Below are 15,486 nucleotides of genomic sequence, written 5' to 3' on the forward strand. Positions count from 1 at the left end.
CACCATTGGAGTACGCGATGTCCCTGACCATCACGTGGGCCAGGATCGCCGCCATCGGCGTGCTGATCCTGGCGATGCTCACGATCGTCACCCAACGGGCCGAAGCGGCCCCCATCTCCCAGGGCAAGACCGCCACCGCCTCCTCCGTCGAGGGCGGCCACGTGGCCGCCAACGCGGTCGACGGCAACGCCGGCAGCCGCTGGTCCAGCCTCTTCTCCGACCCGCAGTGGCTCCGCGTCGACTTCGGCGCCGCCACCTCGATGAACCAGGTCGTGCTGCGGTGGGAGGCGGCCTACGCCACCGCCTACCAGCTCCAGACCTCGTCGGACGGCACGAACTGGTCGACGGTGGCCAGCCGCACCGCCCAGACCGGCGGCGTGCAGACGATCAGCTTCACCCAGACGTCCGCCCGCTACATCCGCGTCTACACGACCGCACGGGCCACCGGCTACGGGGTGTCGCTGTGGGAGTTCGAGGTGTACGGCCCCGGCAGCGGCCCCGCGCCGTCGCCGTCGCCCACCCCGACCGGCCCGACGGGCCCGATCGTGCGGGTGTCGGAGTTCCTGGCCGACTGCCCGTTCACGCACCGGCTGCCCGACGACCCGATCATCTACCCGAACCTGCCGGGCGCCTCGCACATGCACTCGTTCTTCGGCAACCTGACGACGAACGCCAACTCGACCGTGCAGACGCTCCTCGCGGGCGACTCCAACTGCAACCCGCGCATCGACCTGTCGTCGTACTGGGTGCCGACGCTCTACGTCAACGACCAGCCCGTCGAACCGGTCATCACGACGTTCTACTACCTCGGCGAGGGCGTGCGGCCCGACATCACCGCGCAGATCCAGCCGCTGCCGCTGGGCCTGCGCATCGTCGCGGGGAACGCCAAGGCCACCGCGCCCGACAGCACGACGATCGCCCGCTGGTCGTGCCTGCACGCCAACGAGGCGGGCGCGTCGAAGGACTTCGTGAACTGTCCGGCCGGGACGATGCTCGAGTCGTACCTGGACTTCCCGCAGTGCTGGGACGGGGTGAACCTCGACTCGCCCGACCACAAGAGCCACATGGCCTACCCGGTCAACCAGGCGTGCCCGTCGACCCACCCGGTCCCCGTGCCGAAGCTGCGCCAGGTGCTCCGCTACCCGGTCAACGGCGATCCGTCGCGGATCCGCCTCTCGTCGGGCCGGGGATTCACCATGCACGGTGACTTCTTCAACGCCTGGCCCGAGGCCGAGATGTGGCAGCGGGTGCGCGACTGCATCCGTCCGGTCATCAAGTGCGGGGCCAACGGCCGCCCATGAGAAGACTCGTTCTCGCCGCCCTGATCCTCGCGCTCTGCTCCTGTACGCCGGAAGCGCCGCCGCCCCCGCCGAAGCCGGTGGTCACCGTGGCGGCCTACAACCCGACGGACGTGGCGTGGGCGCAGCTCATGGCGGCGATGAACGAGCGGGTGCTGAAAGTGCTCGACCTGGCCCCCGGCCGCACCGCGGACCCCGCGCTCGCCGACCTGGCGGGGTCCGTCGGCCGGGGCCACCGGGACGAGCTGGCCCGTCTTCGCGCGATCCTGACCAGCGCGAAGGCGGGCCCCAACCCGCACGAGGGGCATGACATGCCGGGCATGCCGACCCCGATCGTCATCGAGGCGGCGGCCAGGGCGAAGGGGAAGGCGTTCGACAAGATCCTGGTCAGGAGCCTGAAGGGCCACCTCGACCAGTCGGCCATGGTGACCGCGAGCGAGCAGAAGGCCGGCGCGGCGGAGGAGGCCCTCGACCTGGCGGCCGACATGACGGCGGCGCGTACGGAGCAGCTCGCCGCCCTGTCCGGAATTGCGAGGTAATACCAGTAAGAATGTAAGCATGAAGGTTGGACTTCAGATCCCGAGTTTCACGTACCCCGGCGACCCGGTGCTCAGTGACCGGCTCGCCCAGATCGTCACCACCGCCGACCAGGCCGGGTTCGACACGATCGCGACGATGGACCACTTCTGGCAGATCCGCGGCGTGGGGGCTCCCGAGGAGCCCATGCTGGAGGCGTACACCACGCTCGGCTGGATCGCCGCGCACACCTCGCGGGCGCGGCTGCTGGCCCTGATCACCGGGGTGATCTACCGGCAGCCCGGTCTGCTCGCCAAGATCGTGACCACGCTCGACGTGTTGTCGGGGGGCCGGGCCTGGCTGGGCATCGGGGCCGCCTGGAACGAGGACGAGTCGAAGGGCCTCGGCTTCCCGTTCCCGCCGCTGGCCGAACGCTTCGAGCAGCTCGAAGAGGCGTTGCAGATCTGCCACCGGATGTGGGACGGCGACGAGAGCCCGTACCGGGGGAAGCACTTCCAGCTGGAGCGGCCGCTGAACTCTCCGCAGCCGATCACCCGCCCGCACCCGCCGATCATGATCGGGGGAGGCGGCGAGAAGAAGACGCTGCGCCTGGTCGCCCAGTACGGCGACGCCTGCAACCTGTTCCCCTCCGACGAGCTCCAGCACAAGCTCGACGTGCTGCGCGGCCACTGCGAGGCGGTCGGCCGCAACTACGACGACATCCAGAAGACCGTCTACTACGCCTACGACACCACCCACGGCGTCCAGAAGATCGTCGACGACCTCGGCGGCTTCGCCGAGATGGGCTTCTCCATGGCGATCGGCCAGGTCAAGGGGGTGTACGAGCTGACCCCGCTGGAGCAGATCGGGTCCGAGGTGATCCCGGTCGTGCAGTTCATCTGAGATTGGGTAACTTGGCGGCGTGGGCTCAGCGACCCTCGTCCCCCAAACCCAGTCGATGACCGGCGACGACCTGTCGGCCGACGACGCCTGGGCGGCTCTGCGCGCCTACGGCGCGTGGCGGCTGGCCCGCGACTCGTTCGTGCGTTTCCGCTACGGCGACGGCATGAGCCATTCGCGGGCCCTGGCGTTCCAGATGTGCCTGTCGGTCATCCCCGGCGCGATCGCCCTGGTCGGGCTCTCCTCGGTCGTCCACACCGAGGAACTCGGCCAGGTCCTGGCGCTGACCCTGAGCCACCTGAGCCCAGGAGAGGGCGTCGCGGCCGTGCGCAGCATCCTCGACGGCGGCTCGCGCTCCGACGCCGTGGCGTTGTGGGCGGGCCTCGCCACCTCCGTGTTCGCCCTGGTCAGCACCATGGCCCAGGTCGAACGCGGGGCCAACCGCATCTACGGCATCGAGCGCGACCGCCCCTTCCACCGCAAATACCTGCGCGGGCTGGTGCTGGCCACGACCGCCGGCTCGTTCACGGTGGCCGGGTTCGTCATGATGGTCGGCGGCGACGCGCTGAAAGAGGCCCTCACCCGCGTGTACGACTGGGGCCCCGCCCTGCGCTTCTCCTTCGACCTGGTCAGATGGCCGCTCGGCTTCCTGCTGGCCCTGGTGGCGACCTCGGTCATCTTCCGCGCCGCGCCCCGGCGCCGCCAGCCCGGCCACACATGGCTGGCCTTCGGCGCCCTCGTGACCCTGGTGTTGTGGACGACGTTCACCCTGGGCCTGGCCCTCTACACGAGCCTCAACGAGGGCTTCGGCGAGACCTACGGCCCGCTGACGGCGGTGATGGCGCTGCTGCTCTGGGCGTTCCTGACCTCGATCGCGCTGTTCCTCGGCCTGGCCTTCGCGGCCCAGCTCGAAGCCTCGCGCACCCACCAGACCGAACCGGCACTCCCGGACCCCGGCCCCTCGAAGGAGGAGGAACGGGAACCTCTGGTCGGCGCGGTCGGCATGGCCCTCCTGGCGGCCGCCCGGGTGTTGCTGGCGCGGGTCACCAGACGCCGCTGACGACCACCCCGACCGCGACGACCAGCACCGCCGCCCCGAGGGCTGTGAGCAGCCGCCCGGCCGTCGTGCCGTGGCCGGTGACGGTGTCGATGCGCACGTCACGCGGGTCGGCCGGGTCGTAGAGCACGCCGACGCGGTCGCCTTTGGCGGCCGGTGCGGGGTTGCCGCCGACCGGCGAGCGGGCCTCCACGAGCGTGCCCTCGGCGGTGCGGAACCGGAGCACCGGCAGGTAGACGTGGCTCGGCCGGGGCCGCTGCGACACCCCGGCGCGGCTGACCAGAAGCGCGATCACCTCGCCCTCGGCGCGGACCGCCGTGGACAGGAAGGCCCGCGCCGCCCGCCGCACCGCCTGCCCCTGGGCCAGCAGGTGAAGGCCGACGAACTCCAGGATCAGCCCCAGGAGGATGCGTTCCACCCCCGCAGGCTAACGAGACAGCGCCATTCCGGGAACGCGGGCGCGGATGGCCTCCATCGCGGCCTCGTCGGAGACGCCCTGCCAGTCCCAGCGCGGGGTGTAGGGGGCCTCCAGCTCGCGGGCCTCGTCGTCGGTGAGCTCGACGTCGAGCGACGCCACGGCCTCGTCGATCTGCCGGATCGACCCGGCGCCGACCAGCGGCGCGGTGACGACCGGCTGGCGGCGCAACCAGGCGAGGGCGATCTGCGCCCGGCTCACGCCGCGGGCCTCGGCGACCCGGCCGACGGCCTCGACGATCAGGCGGTTGGCGGCCTCGTCCGCCGGGGGGTAGAGCAGGTCCGCGAACGCGCCGTCGGTCTCGGACCGCGCCGTCGCCCTGGCGTCGTCCCAGGCGCGGGCGAGGCGCCCGCGGGCCAGCGGCGACCAGACGACGGTGCCGACGCCCTCGTCGAGGCACAACGGGAGCATCTCCCGCTCCTCCTCGCGGGCGAGCAGGTTGTAGTGGTCCTGCATCGACGCGAACCGCGCCCAGCCGTGCTGTCTCTGCAGGTGGAGGGCCTTGGCGAACTCCCAGGCGTGCATCGAGGACGCGCCGAGGTAGCGCACCTTGCCGGCCTTCACCAGGTCGTTGAGCGCGTCGAGGGTCTCCTCCCACGGCGTCGAGTGGTCGTTGCGGTGGATCTGGTAGAGGTCGATGTAGTCGGTCCCGAGCCGCCGCAGCGAGTGGTCGACCTCGGTCATGATCGCCTTGCGGGACAGGCCCCGGCCGTTCGGGCCCGGGCGCATCGGATGGCGCAGCTTCGTGGCGATCACCACGGCGTCGCGGTCGGCGAAGTCGTGCAGGGCGCAGCCGAGGATCTCCTCGCTCGACCCGTTGGAGTACATGTTCGCGGTGTCGAAGAAGTTGATCCCCGCCTCCAGCGCGTGCCTGATCAGCGGGCGCGCCTCCGCCTCGCCCTTGGACCACACGGGGTGGCCCCGGCCGGGGTCGCCGTAGGTCATCGCGCCGATGGCGATGGGGGACACGTCGAGGCCGGTCGTGCCGAGTTTGATGTAGCGCATCGGTCCCTCTAAACTATGTGGAGAACTCTCCGGATAACGTAGTGGAGAGTTCTCCACATAGCAAGGCGGGAGCCTGATGGTCCGTTCCGACGCGCGGGAGAACCGGGTGCGCATCCTCGCGGCCGCCCGGGAGGCGTTCGCCGAAGACGGCGGCACGTCGATGAACCAGATCGCCCAGCGCGCGGGCGTCGGCGCGGGGACGCTCTACCGCAACTTCCCCACCCGCGAGGCGCTGCTGCTGGCCGTCTACCAGGACGAGGTCGACCGCATCGTGGCCGCCGTGCCCGGCCTGCTGGCCGCACACCCGCCGCTCGAAGCGCTCCGCCGCTGGACCGCCGACCTGGTCGAGGCCATGCGCCGGAAACACGGCCTCGGCGACGCGCTCAGCCCCGGCGCCCACCAGGCCATCACCGAGCGGACCTACGGCCCGGTCGTCGCCGCCATCGCGGAGCTCCTCGACGCGGGCAAGAAGGACGGCAGCATCCGCGACGACGCCGACCCCGGCGACTTCCTCCAGCTCAGCGGCGCCCTCTGGCGGGCCGCGCCGGGCCCGGACGACCGGTCGCCCCGCATGCTGGCGCTCATCCTCGACGGCCTCAGCGCCCGGCCTCGCTAGGACCCGTCAGGCCTCCAGCTGCCGCCCGGTGACACGCTGCGGCCTGATGGTGATCAGGTGGTCGCGACCCTCGACCCACGAGCCGCCCGGCTCGCCCGCCGCGTGCCGGCAGGGGCCCTGGACCAGCACGCTCCACCCCTCCTGACGCTCCGGGTCGATCGCGTCGACCTCGAAGGCGACCACGATCTCCAGGTCGTCGACGTTCGTGCGCAGGTCGTCGTCCATGGCGCCGCCGGTGCGGGTGCGGAAGACGATCCGGCCGTCGTCGAGACGGTAGTTGACCGGGAGGATGGTCGGCCCGTGGGAGCCGGTGAAGGCGATCCGGCCGACGCCCCCGGGGGCGATCAGGGTGAGGCATTCGTCGGCGGTGAGGGTGCGCAGGGTGCTCATGGCCTCCACTGTGGCGGCCGCGCGGGCCCTCCGACACGGCCGATGGGCCCCCGCCGGGCGGGCCGAAGGTCCTTCGCCCGCGGGTCCTCGTGCTCTGCCGTCCCGGCCGGCGAACGCGTGGGATGAGGGAACCGAGATCACCCCGTGCAGAAGGAGCCCTCATGACCCCCATCGTCCGCGCCGACCACGTCTGGGCGGTCGCCCGGATCGCCCTTGGCTGGGTGTTCCTCTGGGCCTTCCTCGACAAGCTGCTCGGCCTCGGCTTCGCGACCCCGGGGGAACGGTCGTGGCTCAACGGCGGCAGCCCGACGACCGGCTTCCTGAAGGGCGCCGCCGACGGCCCGCTCGGCGGGCTCTACGGCGCCCTGGCCGGGCACTGGTGGGTCGACGTGTTGTTCATGGCCGGGCTGCTCGGCGTCGGCGCGGCCCTCGTCCTCGGCGTCGGGATGCGGATCGCGGCCGGCGCCGGGACGGTCATGCTGGTCATGATGTGGGGAGCCGCGCTGCCGATCGCGACCCACCCGTTCCTGGACGACCACCTCGTCTACGCGATCGTCCTGATCGGGCTGGCCGCCGGCGACGCGGGCGACACGTGGGGCCTCGGCCGCAGGTGGGCCGAGGTCACCGCCGGGTCGCCCGTCCTCAGGTAGCGTTCAGCGCCTGGCGGGCCAGTTCGGCCGCGCCCGTCACCCCCGACAGGTTCCCCAGCCCGGGCGCGGTGATGAGCGTGTCGAGCGGGTAGCCCCCGGCCAGCTCGGCCGCACGGGCCCGCACGAGGTCGAGCAGCCCCGGGCGCCCGCCGACCCCGCCGCCGATGATCACGGCCTGCGGGGAGAGGGAGGAGGCCAGGTTGTGGACGGCCTTCGCCAGATAGTCGGCCTCCAGCTCCCACGGCTCGCCGTCGCCGAGCTCCTGCGCGGGACGTCCCCAGCGCTGCCGCATCGACGTCCCCGACGCGAGCCCTTCGAGGCAGTCGCCGTGGAACGGGCACGCCCCCGGGAACGGGTCGCGCTTGGTGTCGTGGGGGACCAGCATGTGCCCCGCCTCGGGATGGGTGCGCCCGTGCAGCGGCCGGCCGTCGACGACGACGCCGACCCCGATGCCGGTGCCGACCGTCATGTAGGCCAGCGTGTGCAGCCCCCGCCCCGCGCCGTAGCGCCATTCGCCGATCGCCGCCCCGTTGACGTCGGTGTCGAGCCCGACCGGGACGCCCAGCCCCTCACGGAACGGCGTCACCACGTCGGCCCCCGACCAGCCCGGCTTGGGCGTGGCCGTGATGTGCCCGGTCGACAGGTCGACCGGGCCGAACGTGGCGACGCCGACCGCCGCCGGGGCGGGATGACGCCGGAAGAAGCCGACCGCGGCCGGGATCGTCTCCTCGGGGGTCGTCGTCGGGACCACCTCGGTGGCCACGATGTTTCCGTCGGTGTCGGCGAGCGCGCACACCCATTTCGTACCGCCCGCTTCGACGGCTCCGTACCTGATCACCCCGACAGTCTGCCGTCAGAGCTCCGGCTGCTGCCAGCCGGACTGGGGGATGTCGCCGCGGTAGGGCGGCACGACCACCGGGGGCACGAACGTTTCCTTGATCGTCCGGGCGTTGACCCAGCGGATCAGGTTGAGGATCGAGCCCGCCTTGTCGTTGGTGCCCGAGGCCCGCGCGCCGCCGAACGGCTGCTGGCCGACCACGGCGCCGGTCGGCTTGTCGTTCACGTAGAAGTTGCCGGCGGCGTACCGGAGCTTCTCCGAGGCCGACGCGATGGCGTAGCGGTCCCGTGCGATCAGCGCGCCGGTCAGGGCGTACGGCGTGGCCGACTCCAGCTGGCCCAGGGTGGCCTCGAAGTCGTCGTAGACGTGGACGGCGAGGATCGGGCCGAAGTACTCGGTCGTGAAGATCTCGTCGGTCGGGTCGCCGCACTCCAGGACGGTCGGCTTCACGAAGTAGCCGGTGGAGTCGTCGTAGGAGCCCGTCAGGACGGCGATGTTGTCGGCCGCGCGGGCCCGGTCGATCGCCGCCTTGTGCTTGGCGAACGCGCGGGCGTCGATCACGGCGCCCATGAACGTCGACAGGTCGCCCGCCACGTCGCCCACGGTCAGCGACTCGGCCAGGGAGACGAAGTCGTCCTTGATCGAGTTCCACATCGCGCGCGGCACGTAGGCCCGCGACGCCGCCGAGCACTTCTGGCCCTGGTACTCGAACGCGCCCCTGATCAGCGCCGTCGTCAGCGCCGCCGGGTCGGCCGAGGGATGGGCCAGCACGAAGTCCTTGCCGCCGGTCTCGCCGACCAGGCGCGGGTAGGCGTGGTAGCGCCCGATGTTGGCCCCGACCGTCGCCCACAGGTGCTGGAAGGTCGCGGTCGAGCCGGTGAAGTGCACGCCCGCCAGCGCCGGGTGGGTCATCGCCACCTCCGACACCGCCGCGCCGTTGCCGGTCACCAGGTTGATCACACCCGGCGGCAGCCCGGCCTCCTCCAGCAGCGCCATCGTGAAGTGGGCGGCGAACTGCTGCGTGGGCGACGGCTTCCAGACCACCACGTTGCCCATCAGCGCCACCGAGGCGGGCAGGTTCCCGGCGATGGCGGTGAAGTTGAACGGCGTGATCGCCAGCACGAAGCCCTCAAGGGGCCGGTACTCCATCCGGTTCCACACGCCGGGGGAGGAGACGGGCTGTTCGGTGAGGAGCTGCCGGGCGAACGCCACGTTGAAGCGCAGGAAGTCGATCAGCTCGCAGGCCGCGTCGATCTCGGCCTGCTGGGCCGACTTCGACTGCCCGAGGATGGTCGCGGCGTTCAGGGTCGCCCGCCACGGCCCGGCCAGCAGCTCGGCCGCGCGCAGGAAGATCGCCGCCCGCTCGTCGAAGCTCAGCGCCCGCCACGCCGGGGCCGCCGCCAGGGCCGTCGAGACGGCCGCCTGGACGTCGGCGGGGGTGGCGTCGTTGGTGGTGCCGAGCACCGAGGCGTGGTTGTGCGGCTGAACGACGGGGATGGGCGCCCCGCCCGCCATGCGGCGTTCGCCGCCGATCGTCATCGGCAGGTCGATGCTCGTGGCGGCCAATTCCTTCAGCCGCCCCTCCAGCATGGCGCGGTCGGCGCTGCCGGGACCGTAGGACCGGACCGGCTCGTTGACCGGGGCCGGGACCGTGGAGACGGCGTCCATCACTTACCCCCAAGAGAGCGCAGGAAGAAGGCCACGTTGGCCGGTCGTTCGGCCAGGCGGCGCATGAAGTAGCCGTACCAGTCGTCGCCGTAGGGCACGTACACGCGGACCAGGGCGCCCGAGTTGGCGAGCGCCTGCTGCTTGTCGGTGCGGATGCCGTAGAGCATCTGGTACTCGTAGGTGTCGCGGGGCCGGTCGTGCCGGTCGGCGAGCAGTTCGGCGATGGAGATCAGCCGGTCGTCGTGGGTGGCGACCATGGGGTGCCCGGCGCCGGCCATCAGCACCTTCAGGCAGCGCACGTAGGCCAGGTCGACGTCGTTCTTCTTCTGGTACGCCACCGACGCCGGCTCGCGGTAGGCGCCCTTCACCAGCCTGACCCGCGAGTCGCGAAGGTCGTGGCAGTCGGCCTCGCTCCGGAACAGGTAGGCCTGGACGGCCACCCCGACGTCGGAGAAGTCGGCCCGCAGGTCGCGCAGGATGCCCAGGGTGGAGTCGACCGTGGTGTGGTCCTCCATGTCGAGGGTGACGGTCGCCCCGGCGGAGAGCGCGGCCTCGCAGATCTCCCGGGCGTGTTCGAGCGCCATCGCGTCGTCGAGCGCCTGCCCGACGGCCGACAGCTTCACCGACACCTCCGCCCGGTGTCCCAGCCCCAGCGGGGCGAGGGCGCCGAGCAGTTCCACGTACGCCTTCGTGGTCGCCACGGCGGCGTCGGTGTCGCGCACCTCCTCGCCCAGGTGGTCGATGGTGACCATGAGCCCCGACCGGGTGAGCCGGTCGGCCGCGGCCACGGCGTCGGCGGTGGCCTCTCCGGCGACGAACCGGTCGACGACGCGCCGGGTGGGCGGCAGGGCCGTGACGGCCTTGCGCGCGAGCGGATTCCTCGACACGGCGAGGAGCGTGGAACCGAGCATGCACACAGCGTAATTCGCCCGGAAAGTACCCTTCCACGGACATCCGGCCAAGTCTCTTCAGACAAATGCACAATAATGTCTTCATGCAAGACCTGGTCGACGAGATCGCCCGCCTGCTCGACGCCTCCGTCACGGTCGAGGACCGCGCCTTCGAGCTGGTGGCCTACGGCGTGCAGAGCGGCGTCGTGGACGAGGTCCGCCAGGAGTCCATCCTCCGCCGCCGCGCGACCGCCGCGACCCGGGCCCACTTCGAGGCCTACGGGATCGCCGCGGCCGACCATCCGGTCCGCATCCCCGAGGCCCCCGGCTTCCTGGCCCGCGTCTGCGTCCCGCTGCGGCACAAGGGCGTCACCTACGGCTACCTGTGGCTGCTGGACAGCGGCAAGCTGCCCGACAGCCTGCTCGACCGGGCCGAGCCGCTGTTCGCCCGGCTCGCCGCCGCCCTGGCCCACGAGGCCTGGATCCGCCGGGCCCCCCTCGACGACCTGTTCTCCCCGAACCCGCAGGCCCGCGCCGAGGCCGCCCGGGGCATCGAGGGCCCGCTGGTCGCCCTGGCCGTGGCGGCCGGCCCGGCCGAGGTGCCCGTCTCCTGGTCGCTGCCGCGTGACGTGCTGACCGGCCAGGCGGGCGCCCACCCGGCGTTCCTGGCCCCGCCGGTCCGCGCCCGCGAGGCGGCCGCCCGCCTGAACGCCATGTACGGCGTCCCGGTCGGCGCCGGCGACCCCCGCCAGGACCCGGAGGACGCCTGGGAGAGCTGGCGCGAGGCGCTCAACGCGTTGCGGGTGGCCGAGAAGACGGGGGAGGCCGTCGCCCACTGGTCGGAGCTGGGCGTCTACCGCTACCTGGTGCGGCTGCCCCACCACGAGCTCGCGGAACTGGCGGGCGAGTCGGCCGCCCTCCCGGAGGAACTGGCCACCACCCTGGAGACCTACCTCGACAGGGCGGGCCACGTGCAGCAGACCGCCGCCGCCCTGGGCATCCACCGCCAGACCCTCTACTACCGCCTGGGCCGCGCCGCCGAGTTCACCGGCAAGAACCTGTCGGACGGCCAGGACCGCCTGCTCCTCCACCTGTCCCTGAAGGCCAGGAGATTGTGAGAGCGGTTCCACCGTCATGACGGAAATGACCGGCGGGAGATGCCGTCGAGGAAGGAATCGCCCGGTGCACGTCGCCGAAGGCGGAAGGCCGTCGTGACGCCGGTCGAAGGTTCGTCACGGGGCTCGCTGGAGCGGCTGAGGGGCGCCGGTCGCGGCGGGTGCCGGGCGGCGGCGGTCGGTGCCGGCCAGGCGGGAGCCGTAACGGAAGGACATAGAAAGCGGCCGAGTGCCCGCGATGGCCGGAGCATCGCGGGCACTCGGGTTGTTCCCTCAGGGGAGAGGGCTTCAGGCGCAGGCGCTCTCGTAGACGCGCAGGAGCTCCTGGCTGACCCGCTCCAGCGAGTAGCGGGAGCGGGCGCGGTCGGCGCCGGCGTAGCCGAGGGCCGACCGCAGGGTGCGGTCGCCCAGCAGGTCGCGGATCCGGGCCGTCACCTCGGCGGGGCGGCGGACCAGGAAGCCGGTCACGCCGTCGACGACCGAGTCGAGGTGGGCTCCGGTCGCCGAGGCGATCACCGGGACGCCGCAGGCCATGATCTCCAGGGCGGCGGTGCCGGTCGGCACGGTCGGCTGGAGCGACAGGGCCACGTCGACGCTGCGGATCAGCTTCGGCATCGCGTTGTGGGGCACCTCGCCGAGCAGGGTGAGCCGGTCTTCGACGCCGCGGGCGCGGGCCAGCATGCGCAGCCGCTCCAGCACCGGGTCGTCGCCGCCGGCCACGACCAGCTCGGCGTCGGGGATCGTGGTCAGCGAGTTCACGACCGCGCCGGCGCCGGTGGCGCCCACGTGGAGCAGGCGCGGGCGGCCGTCGCGCGGGAAGGCCGGGCCCTGGCGGCGGAACCGCTCGACGTCGACGCCGCCGGGCACGATCGAGATGTTCCGGCGCGGCACGCCGAGCTGGATGAGCTGCGACTCCTCACCGGCGCAGGCGGCGATCACCGCGCGGGCCCGGCGGCCGATCGCCCGCTCCAGGCGCAGGACCTGGGCCGAGGGCCGGTCGTCGTGGTGGAAGGTCTGGGTCACCGGGACGTCGAGCCCGTCGGACCCGGCGATGGCCGCGAGGCCGCCGGTCCAGGAGTGGGCGTGGATCACGTCGGGGCGCTCGGCCCGCCAGCGCCGCTTGAGGCCGTCGCTGAAGTCGGAGATGTAGGGGAGCAGGTCGCTCTCGGACAGGTCCTTGTCGGGACCGGCGGGCACCCGCTCGACCCGGACGCCCTTGATCTCGGCGTCGTCCCGCGTGTAGACGGTGACCTCGTGGCCCCGGCCCAGTTCACGGGCGACGGCGGGGGCGGTGACGGAGAGGTTGTTCGTGGCGACGATGGCGATATGCATGGCACACCTCATGGCGATAAGCGCGATGAAAGGGGTGTGCCTGCGTCTTAGGCACGAACTGTGTTGTGGTCTTTACCGTACACCGAAGAGCTTTAAACGCAAGTTTTCAGCTGAATCAGAAATCGATCCGGAGGCCCGGCGCGGTGTGCCAGCCGATCAGCCGCATCAGGTGGTTGACGTGGTCGGGCACCGGCCCGAGCACGAGTTCGCGCTGGTCACCGAGGCTTTTGGCGGTGTCGACGAGGGCTCGCAGCCCGGCCAGGTCGATGAACGTGACGCCGTGGAGGTCGACATGAAGATCTCCCGGAACGACGCCGGTCGCCTCGGAGAGCTGGCGGGCCAGATCGGCCGCGGAGGTCGCGTCGATCTCTCCCTCGACCTGGATGCCGTCGGGCGCGGAGGTCCGCCGGATGCGCAGCAGGGCCGTTTCGAGCAGCAGGTCGCCGTCGTCGGCCCGGTGGCGCCGGAGCAGGTCGGCCAGCAGGCCGGGCGCGAACAGCCGCTTGTCGAACTGGCACACCCCGAGCGCCGCGCCGGTGTCGTAGACGCGCTGGATGCCGGCCTCGAACTCGGCCAGCCGGTCGGTGCCGACCCGCACGGCCCAGCTCATCTCGCCGGTCACCCGCAGCGCCCGATAGCCCTCTGACCTGGCCTGTTCGGCCTCGGCGGCGACGTCGGCGACCATCGCGCCCGGGTCGAACGCCTCAAGCCGGCGGATGTCGAGCCGCCCGGAGGCCACCGCCCCGGCGGTGTCGACGCCCCAGCCGCGCAGCAGCCCCGTGACGACGGCCGGGTGGGTCACGTCGGTCAAATACAGCACCTTGTCCGCGCCGGCCAGCCCTTCGGCGATGAAGGGGGCCAGCACGGGCTCCAACTCGGCCTCGTCGGAATAGGCGACGGACCTGTGGTCACCGGGCTGCACCAAGCAAGGCTAGCGGGAACGGCGCAGGGTGAGAACCGTGACCTCGTCGACGACCTCGTCGTCGCAGAAGGCGCGGTGGTCCTCCTCGATCGCCTTCACCACCGCCGAGGGCGGCTGGTTGACGCACCGCGCGAGCACTTCGGTCAGCCGCGCCTCCCCGTAGTTCTCGCCGGCCGAGCTGCGGGTGCCGACCAGGCCGTCGGAGTAGAGCACCAGCGTCTCTCCCGAGGTCAGGGTCAGTTCCTCGGTGGCCGGCACGGCGCCCTCCTCGAAGCCGAGGGGCACCCCGCCCCCCTCGGTGAAGCGCACCCCGCCGTCGGGCTGGAGCAGCGCGGCGGGGTGGTGCCCGGCGGAGGCCAGGCGCACCTTCCGGCCGCGCACGAACCCGGCGGCGGCCATCACGAACAGGCCGGTGTGCTGGGCCAGCAGGGCGTCGTTGACCTTGCGCAGGGCCTCTCCGGGGTCGCGCTCGAAGGCGCTCAGCACCCGGACGCCGTTGCGGACCAGCGAGGTCACCGAGGCGGCCTCCTCGCCGCGCCCGGCCGCGCCGCCGATGACGAAGCCCCAGCCGCCCTTCATCGGGAAGACGTCGTAGAACTCGCCGCCGATCGCCCGCATCGCCGAGCCCGGGTGGTAGATCGCGGCCGTCTCGAACCCGGCGACCTCGGGCAGCGACCGGGGGAGCACGCCGCTGCGCAGCGCGTCGGCGGCGTTGGAACTGCGCTGGAAGCTGCGCTGGGCCCGCAGGGCCAGCCCCAGGTGGGTGCCGATCTCCTCCAGGAGTCCCAGGTCGGCCAGGCCGAAGGGCTGGCGGTCTCTCAGCCGTACGAGGGTCAGCACCCCCGCCGTCTCGTCGTCGGCCTGGATGGGGACCGAGAGCAGCGAGCCGGCCTTCATCTGGGTCAGCACGTCGGCGCCGAGCAGGGTGTCGTCGGTGAGCATCTCGTGCACGACCCCGCTGCGGGTGGCCAGCACCCGGGCGACCAGCGGCGCCTCGGCCGGGTCGCGGGACTCGATCGCCCGCTGGAGCTTGGCGACCGGCTGGGTCGACGGCGCGATCACGGCGGCGCGGTGGAGGCCGCCGTCGCGGACCATGTCGGCGATCACCCAGTCGGCCGTCTCGGCGGCCAGCAGCCGGGCCGCGCGGATCAGCGCGACCGGCTCGCGGAGGCTCTCGTCGTCGAGCAGCAGCCGGGTGAGCTGGGCCGACAGCTCGTGGCGGCGGGCGGCCTCCAGGAACAGCGACTCGTCGGGCGTGTCCTTGCCGCTGTCGGGGCCGGTGAGCTGCACGTCGGTGGGCAGGGCGACGGCGGCGACCATCTCCTGCGGCTCGCCGGGCATCCGCAGGCGGCTCAGCACCATCCGGACCGTGTGGGCCCGGCCCTGGTGGGCCAGCCGCGTCTCGAAGGTCGTGCTCTCCTCGCTGCGCAGCGCCTCGGCGAACCTCCCCCGGAAGGCGGCCCGCCGGGACGACTCGATGAGCAGCGGGAACGCGCGGCCGATCAGGTATCCGGCCGGGCTGCCGAGCAGCCGGGTGGTCTCGTTGTTGATCCGGCGGACGGTCCCGCCGGTGTCCATCACGATCACCGGGATCGGGAGGGTGCGGAAGATCTGCCGGAGCAGTTTCTGCTCACGCTGAGGGCCGCCGTCACGCCGCCGCTTCGCCTTGGCCAGCTCGGCCAGGGCGTCGCGGACGAGCCCTTCGGCGGTCTCGAGCTCGTGGCTGCCGGGCAGCTCGGCGACGCGCGCCGCGAACTCGCCCAGCCGCCGCTCCAGGTCGGTCACCGGTGTGTGCTCCCTCTCGCATCCGTCAT

Annotated in this window: 16 protein-coding genes; 7 read left to right on the top strand and 9 right to left on the bottom strand. The window is 72.3% G+C overall.

Annotation, left to right across the window (positions count from 1 at the left end; translation table 11 throughout):
* Positions 1 to 17: 17 nt before the first annotated feature.
* From QSK34_RS04140 to QSK34_RS04155, 4 genes are read left to right on the top strand one after another with little or no spacing between them, the layout of a single operon-like run.
* On the top strand, positions 18 to 1,301 hold the full coding sequence (locus QSK34_RS04140; protein ID WP_285580011.1) for a DUF1996 domain-containing protein: 1,284 nt from the start codon (positions 18 to 20) through the stop codon (positions 1,299 to 1,301).
* Complete coding sequence (locus tag QSK34_RS04145; protein WP_285580013.1) at positions 1,298 to 1,837, top strand: DUF305 domain-containing protein; 540 nt, start codon at positions 1,298 to 1,300, stop codon at positions 1,835 to 1,837. The genes QSK34_RS04140 and QSK34_RS04145 overlap by 4 nt, the downstream gene beginning before the upstream one ends.
* A gap of 19 nt (positions 1,838 to 1,856) precedes the next feature.
* A complete protein-coding gene (locus QSK34_RS04150) occupies positions 1,857 to 2,717 on the top strand; it encodes an LLM class F420-dependent oxidoreductase (RefSeq protein WP_285580016.1) in 861 nt (286 codons plus the stop codon).
* 19 nt (positions 2,718 to 2,736) lie between these two features.
* Entirely contained in the window at positions 2,737 to 3,774 is a 1,038-nt protein-coding gene (locus QSK34_RS04155) for a YihY/virulence factor BrkB family protein (RefSeq protein WP_285580019.1), read from the top strand.
* On the opposite strand, the gene QSK34_RS04160 is transcribed toward QSK34_RS04155, so the two are convergent.
* Together QSK34_RS04160 and QSK34_RS04165 are read right to left on the bottom strand one after the other, a co-directional pair.
* Positions 3,758 to 4,189, bottom strand: coding sequence for a DUF3592 domain-containing protein (locus QSK34_RS04160; protein WP_285580021.1), 432 nt, complete (start codon positions 4,187 to 4,189; stop codon positions 3,758 to 3,760). The two genes, QSK34_RS04155 and QSK34_RS04160, sit on opposite strands and share 17 nt — an antisense overlap.
* A 9-nt stretch (positions 4,190 to 4,198) precedes the next feature.
* Positions 4,199 to 5,251: an aldo/keto reductase gene (locus QSK34_RS04165; RefSeq protein ID WP_285580023.1), complete on the bottom strand. Its 1,053-nt coding sequence runs from the start codon at positions 5,249 to 5,251 to the stop codon at positions 4,199 to 4,201.
* A gap of 76 nt (positions 5,252 to 5,327) precedes the next feature.
* On the opposite strand from QSK34_RS04165, the gene QSK34_RS04170 reads away from it, so the two are divergent.
* On the top strand, positions 5,328 to 5,867 hold the full coding sequence (locus QSK34_RS04170; protein ID WP_285580026.1) for a TetR/AcrR family transcriptional regulator: 540 nt from the start codon (positions 5,328 to 5,330) through the stop codon (positions 5,865 to 5,867).
* Between the two features lie 6 nt (positions 5,868 to 5,873).
* Here QSK34_RS04170 and QSK34_RS04175 read toward each other — a convergent pair whose 3' ends face one another.
* Positions 5,874 to 6,257, bottom strand: a complete 384-nt coding sequence (locus QSK34_RS04175) for a pyridoxamine 5'-phosphate oxidase family protein (RefSeq protein WP_285580028.1) — start codon at positions 6,255 to 6,257, stop codon at positions 5,874 to 5,876.
* Positions 6,258 to 6,418: 161 nt separating this feature from the next.
* On the opposite strand from QSK34_RS04175, the gene QSK34_RS04180 reads away from it, so the two are divergent.
* Positions 6,419 to 6,907, top strand: coding sequence for a hypothetical protein (locus tag QSK34_RS04180; RefSeq protein ID WP_285580031.1), 489 nt, complete (start codon positions 6,419 to 6,421; stop codon positions 6,905 to 6,907).
* On the opposite strand, the gene QSK34_RS04185 is transcribed toward QSK34_RS04180, so the two are convergent.
* Genes QSK34_RS04185 through QSK34_RS04195 form a run of 3 tightly spaced genes read right to left on the bottom strand, consistent with a single transcriptional unit; the run spans position 6,900 to position 10,324 of the window.
* On the bottom strand, positions 6,900 to 7,745 hold the full coding sequence (locus QSK34_RS04185) for an ROK family protein (protein ID WP_202609583.1): 846 nt from the start codon (positions 7,743 to 7,745) through the stop codon (positions 6,900 to 6,902). The two genes, QSK34_RS04180 and QSK34_RS04185, sit on opposite strands and share 8 nt — an antisense overlap.
* Before the next feature lie 15 nt (positions 7,746 to 7,760).
* On the bottom strand, positions 7,761 to 9,413 hold the full coding sequence (gene pruA, locus QSK34_RS04190; protein ID WP_285580036.1) for an L-glutamate gamma-semialdehyde dehydrogenase: 1,653 nt from the start codon (positions 9,411 to 9,413) through the stop codon (positions 7,761 to 7,763).
* Positions 9,413 to 10,324 (bottom strand): proline dehydrogenase family protein, encoded by a 912-nt coding sequence (locus QSK34_RS04195; RefSeq protein ID WP_285580038.1) that lies wholly within the window; start codon positions 10,322 to 10,324, stop codon positions 9,413 to 9,415. The genes pruA and QSK34_RS04195 overlap by 1 nt, the downstream gene beginning before the upstream one ends.
* 83 nt (positions 10,325 to 10,407) lie before the next feature.
* On the opposite strand from QSK34_RS04195, the gene QSK34_RS04200 reads away from it, so the two are divergent.
* The gene (locus tag QSK34_RS04200) at positions 10,408 to 11,421 is read left to right on the top strand and encodes a PucR family transcriptional regulator (protein WP_285580039.1); all 1,014 of its coding nucleotides are present in this window, start codon (positions 10,408 to 10,410) and stop codon (positions 11,419 to 11,421) included.
* A 285-nt stretch (positions 11,422 to 11,706) separates the two neighbouring features.
* Here QSK34_RS04200 and QSK34_RS04205 read toward each other — a convergent pair whose 3' ends face one another.
* From QSK34_RS04205 to QSK34_RS04215, 3 genes are all read right to left on the bottom strand, one after another.
* Positions 11,707 to 12,750 (bottom strand): glycosyltransferase, encoded by a 1,044-nt coding sequence (locus QSK34_RS04205; RefSeq protein ID WP_285580041.1) that lies wholly within the window; start codon positions 12,748 to 12,750, stop codon positions 11,707 to 11,709.
* A 115-nt stretch (positions 12,751 to 12,865) separates the two neighbouring features.
* Positions 12,866 to 13,672 (bottom strand): MEDS domain-containing protein, encoded by an 807-nt coding sequence (locus QSK34_RS04210; protein WP_285580043.1) that lies wholly within the window; start codon positions 13,670 to 13,672, stop codon positions 12,866 to 12,868.
* Between the two features lie 9 nt (positions 13,673 to 13,681).
* Positions 13,682 to 15,457, bottom strand: a complete 1,776-nt coding sequence (locus QSK34_RS04215) for a SpoIIE family protein phosphatase (RefSeq protein ID WP_285580045.1) — start codon at positions 15,455 to 15,457, stop codon at positions 13,682 to 13,684.
* Between the last annotated feature and the right edge of the window lie 29 nt (positions 15,458 to 15,486).

The organism is Herbidospora sp. NBRC 101105 (genome assembly GCF_030269205.1).
GTDB lineage: Bacteria > Actinomycetota > Actinomycetes > Streptosporangiales > Streptosporangiaceae > Herbidospora > Herbidospora solisilvae.

Coding starts and splice junctions, on each gene's coding strand:
- QSK34_RS04180 (WP_285580031.1), top strand. CDS start 6,419: ATGACCCCCATCGTCCGCGCCGACCACGTCTGGGCGGTCGCCCGGATC.
- QSK34_RS04145 (WP_285580013.1), top strand. CDS start 1,298: ATGAGAAGACTCGTTCTCGCCGCCCTGATCCTCGCGCTCTGCTCCTGT.
- pruA (WP_285580036.1), bottom strand. CDS start 9,413: ATGGACGCCGTCTCCACGGTCCCGGCCCCGGTCAACGAGCCGGTCCGG.
- QSK34_RS04150 (WP_285580016.1), top strand. CDS start 1,857: ATGAAGGTTGGACTTCAGATCCCGAGTTTCACGTACCCCGGCGACCCG.
- QSK34_RS04195 (WP_285580038.1), bottom strand. CDS start 10,324: ATGCTCGGTTCCACGCTCCTCGCCGTGTCGAGGAATCCGCTCGCGCGC.
- QSK34_RS04205 (WP_285580041.1), bottom strand. CDS start 12,750: ATGCATATCGCCATCGTCGCCACGAACAACCTCTCCGTCACCGCCCCC.
- QSK34_RS04140 (WP_285580011.1), top strand. CDS start 18: ATGTCCCTGACCATCACGTGGGCCAGGATCGCCGCCATCGGCGTGCTG.
- QSK34_RS04165 (WP_285580023.1), bottom strand. CDS start 5,251: ATGCGCTACATCAAACTCGGCACGACCGGCCTCGACGTGTCCCCCATC.
- QSK34_RS04170 (WP_285580026.1), top strand. CDS start 5,328: ATGGTCCGTTCCGACGCGCGGGAGAACCGGGTGCGCATCCTCGCGGCC.
- QSK34_RS04175 (WP_285580028.1), bottom strand. CDS start 6,257: ATGAGCACCCTGCGCACCCTCACCGCCGACGAATGCCTCACCCTGATC.
- QSK34_RS04200 (WP_285580039.1), top strand. CDS start 10,408: ATGCAAGACCTGGTCGACGAGATCGCCCGCCTGCTCGACGCCTCCGTC.